General features: G+C 71.3%; 10 protein-coding genes. 3 read left to right on the forward strand and 7 right to left on the reverse strand.

All coding sequences use genetic code 11. The features are described 5' to 3' along the window. Nucleotides 1-22 precede the first annotated feature (22 nt). The 5 genes from C4V41_RS04150 to C4V41_RS04170 all read right to left on the reverse strand — a co-directional run bounded on the left by C4V41_RS04150 (nt 23) and on the right by C4V41_RS04170 (nt 6,444). A complete protein-coding gene (locus tag C4V41_RS04150) occupies nt 23-853 on the reverse strand; it encodes an NAD(P)H-binding protein (protein WP_103954340.1) in 831 nt (276 codons plus the stop codon). Nucleotides 854-884: 31 nt separating this feature from the next. Next, nucleotides 885-1,910 (reverse strand): saccharopine dehydrogenase NADP-binding domain-containing protein, encoded by a 1,026-nt coding sequence (locus C4V41_RS04155; protein WP_200823731.1) that lies wholly within the window; start codon nt 1,908-1,910, stop codon nt 885-887. A 93-nt stretch (nt 1,911-2,003) separates the two neighbouring features. Then, complete coding sequence (locus C4V41_RS04160) at nt 2,004-2,438, reverse strand: peptidase inhibitor family I36 protein (RefSeq protein ID WP_235029893.1); 435 nt, start codon at nt 2,436-2,438, stop codon at nt 2,004-2,006. Between the two features lie 144 nt (nt 2,439-2,582). Then, on the reverse strand, nt 2,583-4,697 hold the full coding sequence (locus C4V41_RS04165; protein ID WP_103954341.1) for a pectate lyase family protein: 2,115 nt from the start codon (nt 4,695-4,697) through the stop codon (nt 2,583-2,585). An 82-nt stretch (nt 4,698-4,779) separates the two neighbouring features. Next, complete coding sequence (locus C4V41_RS04170; RefSeq protein ID WP_103954342.1) at nt 4,780-6,444, reverse strand: SulP family inorganic anion transporter; 1,665 nt, start codon at nt 6,442-6,444, stop codon at nt 4,780-4,782. A 172-nt stretch (nt 6,445-6,616) separates the two neighbouring features. Between C4V41_RS04170 and C4V41_RS04175 the strand changes: the two genes are divergently transcribed. Next, complete coding sequence (locus C4V41_RS04175; RefSeq protein ID WP_103954343.1) at nt 6,617-9,049, forward strand: glycoside hydrolase family 3 N-terminal domain-containing protein; 2,433 nt, start codon at nt 6,617-6,619, stop codon at nt 9,047-9,049. A 67-nt stretch (nt 9,050-9,116) separates the two neighbouring features. Here the strand turns inward: C4V41_RS04175 and C4V41_RS04180 are convergent, their stop codons facing one another. Then, a complete protein-coding gene (locus C4V41_RS04180; protein ID WP_103954344.1) occupies nt 9,117-9,638 on the reverse strand; it encodes a snapalysin family zinc-dependent metalloprotease in 522 nt (173 codons plus the stop codon). Nucleotides 9,639-9,734: 96 nt separating this feature from the next. Then, nucleotides 9,735-10,877, reverse strand: a complete 1,143-nt coding sequence (locus tag C4V41_RS04185; protein WP_103954345.1) for a right-handed parallel beta-helix repeat-containing protein — start codon at nt 10,875-10,877, stop codon at nt 9,735-9,737. A gap of 230 nt (nt 10,878-11,107) precedes the next feature. Between C4V41_RS04185 and C4V41_RS04190 the strand changes: the two genes are divergently transcribed. Continuing rightward, on the forward strand, nt 11,108-11,656 hold the full coding sequence (locus tag C4V41_RS04190; protein ID WP_103954346.1) for a hypothetical protein: 549 nt from the start codon (nt 11,108-11,110) through the stop codon (nt 11,654-11,656). 55 nt (nt 11,657-11,711) lie between these two features. Beyond that, nucleotides 11,712-12,671 carry a GlxA family transcriptional regulator gene (locus C4V41_RS04195; RefSeq protein ID WP_103954347.1) on the forward strand — a complete coding sequence of 320 codons (960 nt, stop codon included), beginning with the start codon at nt 11,712-11,714 and terminating at the stop codon, nt 12,669-12,671. The last annotated feature ends 31 nt before the right edge of the window (nt 12,672-12,702 follow it).

Raw genomic sequence — 12,702 nt, forward strand, 5'->3', positions numbered from 1 at the left:
CGACTCCGGCCGGGGGTTTTTCCTATCCGCCGGTCAGCCGTACGGGCGGGCGGCCCCCATAGCGCTCGATGCTCTCGGTGACCCGGAAGAGCGGGTGGTCGGCGGTGCCGAGGAAGCGGAAGATCGCCCACAGGTGCGACAGGTGCTCGACGGTGACCTCGTCGCGGTAGAGGGCCATCGCCCCCCGCTCCCACTCCTCGGGCGGCACGTCAACGTACTCGACGCCGAGCGCCCGGGCCGCCTCGCCGATCGAGGCCATCTGACCGGTCACCAGGCACACCGGGTCGGCCGGGGCGGGGTCGAGCAGCAGCCCGGCGCCGACCCGGGCCACGTCGGCGCCCGCGACCAGCGGGATCCGGGTGTCCTGCGGGCCCAGCGGGAGGGCCAGCCGGTCTCCGGTCGTGGCGAAGGCGAGGTTCTCGAAGAAGACCGCGGCCCGCAGGTGCACCGCGCCCACCCCGGCCCAGTCGAAGACCTGCTCCGACAGCCAGTGGCGGCGCATGCGCGGCGTGCCGGCCTCCGGGGAGGCGTCGAGCTGGGACACCTCGACGACCCGCTCGACGCCCGCCTCCCTGGCCGCCGCCGCGAACGCGGCCGTGGCGTCCAGGAAGCCGGCCGTCACCGGATAGGTGAAGAAGGCCCGGCTGATCCCGCGCAGCGCGGGGCGTACGGACTGGATCTCGCGCAGGTCGCCGACGACCACCTCGGCGCCGAGCTTGCGCAGTTCCTCGGCGCGGTGGTCGTCGGAGCGCACGAACGCGCGCACGGCCTGGCCGCGCGCCAGCAGCAGGTCGACGACGTGCCGCCCGGTCGAGCCCTGCGTCCCGCCGGCCGCTCCGGTGACCAGGATCATCGCTCCTCCGGGAGGGTCGAGGTGAACGGGATCATCGCTCCTCCGGGAGGGTCAGGGTGAGCAGGCCGAGCCGCTCCAGATCGCGCAGGAAGGGCCCGGCGGGGAACGCCTCGGCCGGGCCGAAGACGCCGGGGCCGGGGCCGTGCCCGTCGGCCAGGCGGACGGCGGCCTCGACCGAGGTGAGGGCGCTCATGCGCCACAGGTCGTGCCCGCGCGCCTGCCCGGCCCGCCCGCCGGTCCCGGTGATGACCTGGACGGCGACGGTGAAGGCGGAGCCCGCCCTGGTGGCGGCGTCCACGTGCTCGCTGGTGAACGCCTGCTCCTCCTCGAACGTGTGCGCCGTGAGCTGAGCCTCGACGCGCTGGGCGGGCGTGTGCCTGGGGACGGTGAGGACCTCGGAGAACGGCACCGGCGCGATCATCGTGCGCGGCCCGAGCGGCGGCGGGAACGGGAAGACCGCGTTGCGCGGCTCGACGTAGCCGATGTGCTGGGCGCCTTCGGTGTAGGTGATCCGCCGGGTGTCGGCGAACAGCAGCTCGGCGGTGCGCCTGGCTCCCGTGGTCAGGCGCCAGCCGGTCACCGCGTACGCCGCGGTCACCCGGTCGATTCCGGTCATTCCGGCGGCCACGGCGCCGGTGAGCAGGTCGCCCAGCCCGCCGTAGAAACTCATCGCCGTGACCATGGTGATGCCCGCCCGCCGGGCCGGCTCGGACATGACGTCGAACATCCACTTCGTGTGGTGCTGCTCCAGCGCGTGGTCGACGTAGTGGCAGCCGCCCTCGGCGGCCGCCTCGGCGACCGGCGCGCCGGTGTGCGTGAACGGGCCCGCGCAGTGGATCAGCACGTCCGCCAGCGCGGCGAGCTCGCGTAACGCGGCGGGGTCGTCGAGCGCGGCCTGGTGGACGGGCATCCCGCCGAGCTCGTCGGACAGGGCCTTGAGCGCGACGCCGTCGCGGCCGGCCAGGATGACCTCCCGGCCACGGGCGCGGAGTTCGGCCGCGGCCAGGCGGCCCGTGTGACCGGTGGCGCCGTAGACGGCGATGTGCGGTGGGGACACGGCTTACCTCCATGTTGCCTACTGGCGGTACGTAATCGAACATACGTACCGCCAGTGTGCAAGTCACGCGCCGGCCCGGAAGCCGGTCTGTGATCAGCCGTGCGAGTCGGTCGCCCCCTGCTTGGCGAAGCCCTCCCCGGGGGGCGGCGAGCAGGACGGGCCGCCGGGGCCGTTGAAGCGGACGGAGTCGAAGAAGTCGCGGAAGTCGATGTAGAAGTTGCCCTTGCCGCGCGCGCTGGTGACCGCCGCGCACCCGCCGTAGTTCGCCTCGGAGAAGAGGTAGATACGGGAGTCGGTACGGTTCCAGTCGGACTTGGCCCGGTCGGCCATGCCCAGCGCGGCGAGGTCGGGCGTGCTGCCCTTGATCTGAACGATGTCACCGGTGCCGTCGAGGCCGGAGAACAAGCAGTAGTTGCCCTCCACGCACCGGTCGTAGCCGTCGGCGGCCTGAGCCGGGGTCGCCAGGACGGTCAGGGCGGCGGCGGCCGCGAGCGGGAGCGCCAGTATGTGAAGCTTCTTGCCCACCATTCCTCCATGGGTGAAACTTTCTTTCGGCTCGAACATACAGGGCGCGATCTTGCCAGGAAAGGGGTTGGCAGAAAGCCGCCACGCGCGGGCCCGGCCCGCCCGGCGATGAGCCCACGGGGGCAGGCGGGACGGGCCCGGCGGCTTCTAGAGACGGGCCCCCAGGTCGGCGCCGCTCTTGGGGCGCAGGAAGGACGACGAGGGAATGCTCCCGTCCGCCCGGCGAGGGCCGGTCAGGATCGAGGGGTCGGTGCTGACGAGCGCGGCGTCGTCCCAGGTGCCGCCCAGGTTCCAGGAGTTGCCGCCGCCCGTGGACGACGATCCCAGATCGACCGCCTTGCCGTTGACCGCCGACAGGTCGCGGGTGAGGGTGGCGCTCGCGTCGGCGAAGTCGAACCCGGTCCCGCCGTTACGCCACGCGGTGCTGCGGCTCACGGCCAGCGCGCCGGGGTTGGCGTTGTCGATGAACCCGCCCACCTGGTTGCGGAAGGCCATGCTGTTGCGTACGACATGGGCGGCCGGCAGGTCCTCGTCCCCGCCGCCCAGCTTGAACCCGTTGCCGTCGCCCGTGTAGTCGGGCAGGTTCCAGCGGTTGAAGCCGTTCCCGTACGCGACGCCGCCCTCGATGACGATCGGCGACAGGAACTCCCACGCGTCGAACCCGTCGTCGGAGTTGTTCCACAGCCGGGCGCCCCTGACGACGTTGCCCGTGCCGCTGCCCTCCTTGATCGCCAGGCCGTCGGCGCTCTCGCCGTTCTTGCGGGGGTCGCGGTTGCCGTAGCTGTCCAGGTTGAGGATGGCGTTGTTGCCACTCGCGCCCTGAATGTGCAGGCCGCTCTCGTAGTTGTCGCGGGTGACGAGCCGGTCGAAGACGTTGCTGTCGCAGGCCCTGCAGAAGATCCCGTACGGGCCGTTGGCGATCTCCAGCCCGCTGATCCGCCAGTAGGACGCCTCCATGTGGATGGCGCCGCGCTCGCCGTTCGGGATGCTGCCGCCGACAGGGGCCGGGGTGTGGGGGAGGGCTTCGCCGTCGATCAGCACCCTTTCGCCCGGGTACGCGCTGAGCGTGATGGGCGCGGCGGCGGTGCCGCTCTTGAGGATCTGCAGGTTCTTCGTCAGGGCGTAGGTGCCCCGGCGGACGAGGATGGTCGTGCCGGGCTGGGCCAGGTCGATGGCGCGCTGGACCGTGGCCAGGGGGCGGTCGGCGGTGCCCGGGGCGGCGTCGTCACCGCCGGGCGCGACCACGAGCGTGGCGGCCTGCTGGAGGAGCGCCGCCGGGGAGATCCTGCCGTGGCCCGCGCCGGCCCGGACCGCCGCCGGGACACCCTGCGGCGGATCGACCGTGTACGCGTAGAAGGTGCGCGGCTCGACCACGGTGCCCGCGACCTCCGGGATGCCCGAGTTCACGAACACGTTGTTCCGCTGCACGGCCCGGCCGGGGCCGCTGTCGGCGTAGCCACTGGCCGAGTAGAGCGGATGCGGCACGTTCTCGAAGTAGTTGCCCTCGACCACGGCGCCGGCGTTCTCGGTGGAGGCCACCCCGTACAGCTCGTTGCCGAGGAAGTAGTTGTTGAAGATGTGCACCGGCTCGCCGAACCTGATGCGCGGATGCCGCTGGCGGCTGTTGTCGAAGAAGTTGTGGTGAACGCTCACCTTCAGATGCCCGACGTCGGTGCCGGCCGCGCCGTCGGAGTGGCTGATCAGCATGGACTTGTCGGAATGGTCGAAGTGGTTCCACGAGACGGTGACGTAGTCGGCGCCCCGTACGACGTCCACCGACCCGTCCACGGCGCCCGAGAACGTGTTGTGGTCGATCCAGATGTGGTGCGAGTTCTGCCCGATGTTGACGGCGTCGTCCTCGGCGTTGGTGAAGCGCAGGTTGCGCACGATCACGTTGTACGACCGGTAGAAGTCCAGGCCGCCGCCCGTGATGTGCCCGGTCGAGCCGACGCCCACGATGGTCTTGTTCGGGCGCACCCCCTGCTTGCTCTCGATCGTGATCGTGCCCGAGACCCGGATGACGAGGGGTTCGAGGCTGTCGATGTACTCAAGGAACTGGTCGGCGTTGGTCGCGGTGACGGTCCGGCCGGCGGCGCCGCCGGTGGTGCCGTTCTGGCCGAGCGCGTTGACGGCGGCGAACCCGACCGGCGCGTCGGCCGCCGCCGCAGCCGACGCGCCGGCAGGATCCACCGAGCTGTGCGCCGGGGTCAGAGTGAGCGCGGCGGCCGTGACCAGGGCCGCCGTTAACGAGGTGAAGGGCATGATGCTCTCCGCAGGTCGATGGAAAGCGCTTTCCTCGTATTATCGGCAGATCCTCACAGCCGGTAAAGTCGCCGTGAAAGTTTCATCGGTGCTCGCGCTCCCACCGCTCGTACGCCTCGACCGCCGTGGGCAGCGTGGGAAAGATCAGGTCCGTCCCGACCGAGCCGGTCAGCCCGTACGCGTCGAGCCGGTCGCGCAGATCCTGCTTGACCCGCGCCATGGCGAAGACGATGCCGCGCCGGTTCAGCTCGCGGCGCAGCAGATCGAGGGCGTCCAGGGCGGTGATGTCGACCTCGACGTTGGCCTCGGCGTTGAGCACGAACCAGCGGACGGGGTCGCGCTGCCCGGCCACGGATCTCAGGGCGCGGCGGCGGAAGTCCTGGGCGTTGGCGAAGAACAGAGGGGAGTCGTACCGATAGACGAGAAGGCCGGGGATCGTCCGGGCCTCGGGGTGGTCGTCGATGTCGTGCATGCCGGCCAGCCCGGGCACCAGGCCCAGGATGGCGTCGTGGGGGCGGGCGACGCGGGCCAGCATCTCGACGACGGACAGGGCGACCGCGAGCAGGATGCCGTACAGGATGTCGAAGACCAGCACGCCGGCGAGCGCGCCGAGCGCGAGCAGCAACTCGGCCCGGCGGAACCGGGCGAGCCGCCGGAACTCGGGCAGTTCGATCAGCCGTGTGGCGGCGTAGACGACGATCGCGCCGAGCGCGGCGGCGGGGAAGAAGGCGAGCAGCGGCCCGGCGAACAGCAGCACCGCGACCACGGCCACCAGGCAGGCGAGCGAGTAGAGCTGTGTGCGCGCCCCCGCCGCGTCGGCCAGGGCGGTCCGACTGCCGCTACTGCTGACCGGGAATCCCTGCAGCGCCCCCGCCCCGAGGTTCGCCGCGCCCAGCGCGAGCAGCTCCTGGTCGGCGTCGATGTCCTGGTTGTGGCGGGCGGCGAAGGAGCGGGCGGTGAGCATGTTGTCGGTGTAGCCGACGAGGAACACCCCGATCGCGGGCAGCAGCAGATCGCCCAGCGGCGGAATCGCCGGCGCGGGCAGCCCGGTGGGCACCTCGCCCACCACCCTGACCCCTTGGGCGTCCAACCCGAACACCATCACACAGCCGGTCGCCAGCAGCACCGCGAGCAGCGGCGCGGGCACGGCGGGCAGCCGCCACTGCAGCACGAACAGGAACGCCAGCACGCCGCCGGCCATGAGCACGGTGCCCAGGTGCGCCTGGGGAAGCAGCCGGGCGAACGAGACGACCTGCTCGACCAGCGAGTCGCCCGCCACGGGCGTGCCGGTGAGCTTGCCGAGCTGCCCGATCACCATCGTCACGGCCACCCCGGCCAGGTAGCCGACCAGGATCGGCCGCGACAGCAGGTCGGCCACGAACCCCAGGCGCAGCAGCCGGCAGCCCAGGCAGAGCAGCCCGACGAGGACGGCGAGCGCGGCGGCCAGGGACGCGTACCGCGCCGGATCCCCGGCCGCCAGGGGCCCGATGGCGGCGGCGGTCATCAGCGCGGTGGTGGACTCGGGGCCGACGGAGAGCAGGCGGGAGGAGCCGAGGACGGCGTACAGGGCCAGCGGCGCCAGCATCGCCCACAGCCCGGTCACGGGCGGCAGCCCGGCCACCGTCGCGTACGCCATCACCTGGGGGACCAGATAGGCCGCCACGGTCACCCCGGCCAGCAGGTCACCCCGCAACCACGCGCGCTGGTAGCCCTTCACGACCGCGAGTCCCGGCAGAAGTCGAAGCATGATCGAGGATGACTCATCGCGCGGCCGGGCGCCAGGAGGTGAAAGTTTCACCGCGCCGGGCCTGTTTGCCCTGGTGGGGGACGCGGCGGTGGAGTGAGGCGGGGGATGTGACCTACAGTCGGCTTTGGGAGCGCTCCCAACCGACCCCCCGACCGAGCCGGAGCAGCGTGCCATGAGTATGAGATGGATGAGCAGGGCGGCGGCGTCGCTGCTGGTCGCCGCCACCCTGGTCGCGTCCCCGGCGACCGCCACCGCCGCCTTCCCCTACCAGGATCCGACCCTTCCCGTCCCTGACCGGGTAGCCGACCTCATGTCGCGGATGTCGCTCGATGAGAAGCTCGGCCAGATGACCCAGGCCGAGCGCGGTTCCGTCAGCGCGTCCGACATCACCACCTACCGGCTCGGCTCGGTGCTGTCGGGTGGCGGGTCGGCGCCGTCGCCCAATACGGCGGCGGGGTGGGCGGACATGTACGACAGGTTCCAGAACGCGGCGCTGGCCACGCCGCTCGGCATCCCGATGATCTACGGGGTGGACGCCGTGCACGGGCACAACAACGTCCACGGCGCGACGATCTTCCCGCACAACATCGGCCTGGGCGCCAGCCGGGATCCCGCGCTGGTGGAGCGGATCGGGCGGGCCGTGGCCGAGGAGGTGTCGGGGACCGGGATCGACTGGAACTTCGCGCCCTGCCTGTGCGTGGCGCGGAACGACCGCTGGGGGCGTACGTACGAGTCCTTCGGCGAGACGCCCGAGGTGCCCTCGTCCATGGCCACCATCGTCACCGGCCTGCAGGGCGCCGCGCTGAACGGGCCCGCGTCCGTGCTGGCCACCGCCAAGCACTACGTCGGCGACGGCGGCACCACCGGCGGCACCGACCAGGGCGACACGCAACTGTCCGAGGCCGAGCTGCGGGCGGTTCACCTGCCGCCGTTCCGAGCCGCCGTGGAGCGTGGGGTCGGGTCGGTGATGGTGTCGTTCAGCAGCTGGAACGGGGCCAAGCTGCACGGCCACCAGTACCTGATCACCACCGTGCTCAAGGGCGAGCTGGCGTTCGGCGGGTTCGTGGTGTCCGACTGGAACGGGATCGACCAGATCGACGGCGCGGCCGGGATGTCGGCGAGCGACGTACGGTCCGCGGTGAACGCCGGGATCGACATGATCATGGTGCCGACCGCGTGGCGGCAGTTCATCGACCTGCTGCGGGCCGAGGTACAGGCCGGGCGGGTGAGCACGGCGCGGGTGGACGACGCGGTGCGGCGCGTGCTGACGAAGAAGTTCGAGCTGGGGCTGTTCGAGAAGCCGCTGACGGACCGGGCCTACACCGCGACCGTGGGCAGCGCGGCGCACCGGGCGCTGGCGCGCGAGGCGGTGGCCAAGTCGCAGGTCGTGCTGAAGAACAGCGCGAACCTGCTGCCCCTCGCCAGGACCGGCGGCAAGATCTTCGTGGCGGGCAAGAGCGCCGACGACATCGGCAACCAGAGCGGCGGCTGGACGATCTCGTGGCAGGGCTCGCCGGGCAACATCACCCCCGGCACGACGATCCTGCAGGGGATCAGGAACACCGTCGGCTCCGGGGCCACGGTCACCTACAGCCGGGACGGCGGCGGCATCGACGGCTCCTACCGGGTGGCCATCGCCGTGGTCGGGGAGACGCCGTACGCGGAGGGCGAGGGTGACCGGCCGGGCTCTCTGGGGCTGGACACCACCGACCTGAACACCATCGCCACCCTGCGCGCCTCGGGTGTGCCGGTGGTCGTGGTGCTGGTGTCCGGGCGGCCGCTCGACATCGCCGCCCAGGTGCCGAACTGGAACGCGCTGGTCGCCGCCTGGCTGCCGGGGACCGAGGGGCAGGGCGTGGCCGACGTGCTGTTCGGGGTCGTGCAGCCGGGTGGCAAACTGCCCATGACGTGGATGAGCAGCGCCTCCCAGCAGCCGATCAACTCGGGTGACGGGAAGACGCCGCTGTTCGCGTACGGGGCGGGGCTCACGTACCAGCCGCCCCAGAACGACACCAGCCCGCCCACCGCCCCCGGCACCCCCGCCGCGTCGTCGATCACCGCGTCGTCGGTGGCCCTCGCCTGGGCGGCGTCGAGCGACAACGTGGGCGTGACCGGCTACGACGTCGTACGGGTGCAGGGCGCCACCGAGACGCCGGCCGCCACCTCCGCGACGTCCCCGGCCACCGTCACCGGGCTCGCCGCGAGCACCTCCTACACCTTCGCCGTGTACGCCAGGGACGCCGCCGGCAACCGATCACCGCGCTCCGGCACGGTCACGGTCACCACCGCGGGCGGCGGGACGGGCGGCTGCTCGGTCACCCCGTCCACGCAGACCCAGTGGAGCACCGGCTACGTCATCCAGGCCGCCGTGACCAACACCGGCACCACCCAGAAGAGCGGCTGGAGCGTCACCTTCACCCTGCCGCCCGGCCACACGGTCACCGGCTCCTGGAACACGGCGCTGAGCGTCAGCGGGCAGACCGTCACCGCCCGCAACGCCGCCCACAACGGCACCCTCGCGCCGTCCGGCGGCACGTCGTTCGGCTTCCAGGCCACCCGCCCGAACGGCGACACCGCCGTGCCGTCGGCCTACACCTGCGCGTGAGCCGGACGAGCCGCGCGGCGGCACCCTGCGTACGGGATGCCGCCGCGCGGTCTCGAAGGAGGGCGGGTCAGCGGTCCTCGTGCACCCGCCCGAACTCCACCGCCGGTGTGCTACCGGCGAAGTTGCGGTCGACCTCGGCCCGTTCGGCCGCACTGGGGTTGGCGTTCGTGCAGCTCACGGGGGCGCTGGAGCCCGACATCAGGTCCGTGCAGCGTCCGGTGCGCCGGTCGGGCAGGCCCAGGATGTGGCCGATCTCGTGGGCGGCGATGCGTACGGGGGAGTAGCCCTGGTCGACGGCCTGCCGGCCCATCCAGATCGTGCCGCGGCCCAGGCTGGTGGGCAGCGCCCGCGGCCAGCCGTTGTCGGCGATCACCACGAAGCTGGCGGGTGAGCCCTGCATCAGCCGTACGTTGACGACACTGGCGTTCCAGACCTGGGCTCCCTGGTTCACCACGTTCACGAACTCCGCGGCCCGGCTCACGTCGTAGCGGAGCACGCGGACCAGGGCGGCCGCCTGCGCGGGCGAGGTGACCAGGAGGAAGGAGAGGGTGAGGGCGACGGAGAGCGCTAAGCGAAGGGGTCTTGGCACGGAGCCTCCTCCGGGGGTTGGGGGGTGCTGTCACGGTATGCGCACCCCCGCGCCCGGGAGACGTACCAGATTGCCCCTATCACGGTGTTATGGCCGTCAGCAGATGGTCTGCCGGCTGTTGACGAGCGTGTTGTTCCTGAAGGTCGTGTTGATCCCGCACGGGTTCTCGGTGATGGCGGAGTTGGTCACCGTCAGGTTCTGGATGAGGATGTCGGAGGTGTTGGGGAACTCCGAGCGGGCCGCGAGCCGGATCTCGCCGCCGCCGTTCACGGTGCCGCTCTGGGCGGCGATGTTCACGTTGTAGCAGTTCTCGATGAGGATGGCGTTGTTGCCGGTCTGTGCGAGATCGACCCGGTTGATGATGGCGCCGCCGCTCTCCGACACGCAGAAGACGCCGCGCCCGCCGCCGCGCGCGATGACCTGGTTGACGCGGATGTTGGTGGGATAGCCGCTGCCGATCCGGCCGTTCCTGTTGGCCATGCGGAAGGCGGCGTAGCCGGTGCCGGTGCCGGCGTTCTGGGCGTCGACGAGGTTCACGCTGGCGTTGATCGTGTCGTTCAGCAGCAGGCCGGAGTGGCCGGTGCCGCGCGCCGTGACGGTGCCGACCGTGAGGCCGTCGAGTCCGTACGTCTCCACGCCGTGGGTGCTCGTGCCCGACACGTAGACGTTGTCGATCCGGACGTTCCTGGTGCGTACGCTGCGGTCGCCGTGGTTGTCGATGCGGATGCCCAGGCCGCCGGACAGGCGCATGTCGATCTGGCCGAGGGTGATGTTGACGCCGTTGCGGACGAAGATGCCGTACAGGGGGGCGCCGGTGACCTTCAGGTTCTGGACCTCGACGTCCGTGACGCCCCTGGCGTACACGACGGCCTGGTCGCCGGAGCCTGAACCGGTCACGTTGACGGTGCCGCAGACGTCGAGCACCGTGTAGCTCGGCAGGGAGAGGCGCGAGCCCGCGCTCATCGAGCCCGAGCCGCGCACGACGACCCGCTGCTTCGAGGTGCGCCCCGCCGTCAGGCTGCCGACCGCGGCCTGCATGGCCGGCAGCATGCCGGTTCCGGTGTAGACGGTCCTGGTGCCGTTGCGGGCGGTCCAGGTGCTGCCGCTCAGCACGGCCTCCGCGTTGTACGAGCCGTCGCCGCAGGCCAGCCTGTTCGCTGAGGCGCCGGCCGGTGCGGACATCGAGGTCGCCATGAGCGCCAACGCGGTGAGACCGGCCGCGAGAGAGATCCGTCGCATGCTCCGCTCCTGTCGTGGGGTCTGGAGTGAATCGATTCATTCGCCTGACCTGCGGCTTGAGGAGCAGGCCGGGGGCTGAATTCGCAGGGAGTATTACAACGTTCAAATCGGGCGTCAACCGATCGTGAAACTTACACGGGCCATCGCCGATCGCCACTTGCACATTGTTCAAGTGGTGCCTATGGTCTTGACTTGAACAATGTGCAAGTCGACTTCAGGAGGGCTTCGTCATGCCGGTTAGCGTCGTCATCGCCTCGGTGCTGCAGTTCTTGCTCGCGGCGACCTTCATGATCATGTCCATCGCCGTCCACACGCACGGGGGCCGCGCGCAGCGGGCCGCCGAGGCCGTTCTGGCCAGGCACGGGCTGCCCGGGGACGTCCTCGCCCGGCACCGGATCAAGTTCGAGGAGACCATCACCGAGTTGCTGTTCCCGGTGTCCATCGCGGTCGTCATGACCGTGCTGGGCGTGCTCACGCTGGCCGGCAGCGGGCCAGGCCGGATCGCGTCCTGGGTGGCCGCGGGGCTCATGACCACCGCGGGCGCGGCCGTCATGGTCAGCCAGATGTTCGCCGAGAAGGTCGTCGCTGCCGTCTTCAGGAGATCGGCCGACCCGGCGGTGCGCGACCTCGACGCCGCCGCGGTGGTGGGAGCCGCGCGAGCCGCCCTGCCCGCCTGGGCGTCGGCCATGATCGTGATCCGGTTCCTTCTCGCCACCCTGGGCTCGATCCTGGTCATCGTCCTGCTGGCGACGCCGGCGGCGAGCGCCTACTTCGCCTGACGTTCTGACTTAAGCTTGGGGCCCGTATCTGTCCTCAAGAGGGATGGTTCACCCGATGGATGAGCGGCTGACCGTTGTCGTCGGATATCCGGGTTCAGAGCTTCTCGACATCTCCTGTGCGACCACTCCGCTCTACCTGGCCAACAGCCTTGGGGGAGATCCCGCGTACCGGATCGTCCTGGCCTCTCCCGGCGGCGCCGACTTCACCTGCGACTCCGGCCTCACGCTGCGCGGACAGGACGCCATCGAGCGCATCACCGGGCCGCTCGACACCCTGATCGTCTCGGGCGGGGCCGGGCACGAGGAGGCCGCCGACAACCGGCGGCTCGTCGGGCACATCCGGCGCCTGTCCGAGGTGAGCCGGCGGGTGGCCTCACTCTGTACGGGTGCTTCCGTGCTGGCCGCCGCGGGCCTGCTGGACGGGCGGCGGGCGACGACCCACTGGAACTACGCCCGGCTGCTGGCCGCCCGCCATCCCGAGGTGACCGTGGACCCGGCGCCCATCTACATCCGCGAGGGCAAGGTCTCCACCGCGGCCGGGGTCACCAGCGCGCTCGACCTGACGCTGGCGTTCATCGAGGAGGACCATGGCACGGCGCTGGCCAGGAAGGTGGCCAGGGGGGTGGTGACGTACCTGCAGCGGCCGGGGAACCAGGCGCAGGTCAGCATGTTCGTGAGCGGGCCGCCACCTGGGCATCCGCTGGTCAGGCGGGCCGTCGACCACATCACGCTGCACCTCGACGGCGATTTGAGCGCGGCGGCGCTGGCCGCCCGGCTCAACGTGAGCGAACGGCACCTGACGCGGCTCTGCCTGGAACACCTCGGCCTGACCCCGGGCCGCTATGTCCGGCAGGCCCGCATCGAGGCCGCCGCCCAGCTCCTGTCATCGTCGTCGCTGCCTACGTCGGAGGTGGCGGTGCGGTGCGGGTTCGGCTCGGCGGAGAGCCTGCGCCAGGCTTTCGTCGCCCACTACGGCGTCTCCCCATCCCGCTACCGCCGATCCGGCGCGAACTGACACCTATCGATCACGGACGCGCCAGTAGGGC

The sequence above is a fragment of the Nonomuraea solani genome, assembly GCF_900108335.1.
GTDB classification, from domain to species: domain Bacteria; phylum Actinomycetota; class Actinomycetes; order Streptosporangiales; family Streptosporangiaceae; genus Nonomuraea; species Nonomuraea solani.

What these genes read in the sequence shown, in the direction of transcription:
- C4V41_RS04175 (WP_103954343.1), top strand. Translation starts at nt 6,617, where the DNA reads ATGAGTATGAGATGGATGAGCAGGGCGGCGGCGTCGCTGCTGGTCGCC.
- C4V41_RS04195 (WP_103954347.1), top strand. Translation starts at nt 11,712, where the DNA reads ATGGATGAGCGGCTGACCGTTGTCGTCGGATATCCGGGTTCAGAGCTT.
- C4V41_RS04165 (WP_103954341.1), bottom strand. Translation starts at nt 4,697, where the DNA reads ATGCCCTTCACCTCGTTAACGGCGGCCCTGGTCACGGCCGCCGCGCTC.
- C4V41_RS04160 (WP_235029893.1), bottom strand. Translation starts at nt 2,438, where the DNA reads ATGGTGGGCAAGAAGCTTCACATACTGGCGCTCCCGCTCGCGGCCGCC.
- C4V41_RS04170 (WP_103954342.1), bottom strand. Translation starts at nt 6,444, where the DNA reads ATGCTTCGACTTCTGCCGGGACTCGCGGTCGTGAAGGGCTACCAGCGC.
- C4V41_RS04190 (WP_103954346.1), top strand. Translation starts at nt 11,108, where the DNA reads ATGCCGGTTAGCGTCGTCATCGCCTCGGTGCTGCAGTTCTTGCTCGCG.
- C4V41_RS04150 (WP_103954340.1), bottom strand. Translation starts at nt 853, where the DNA reads ATGATCCTGGTCACCGGAGCGGCCGGCGGGACGCAGGGCTCGACCGGG.
- C4V41_RS04185 (WP_103954345.1), bottom strand. Translation starts at nt 10,877, where the DNA reads ATGCGACGGATCTCTCTCGCGGCCGGTCTCACCGCGTTGGCGCTCATG.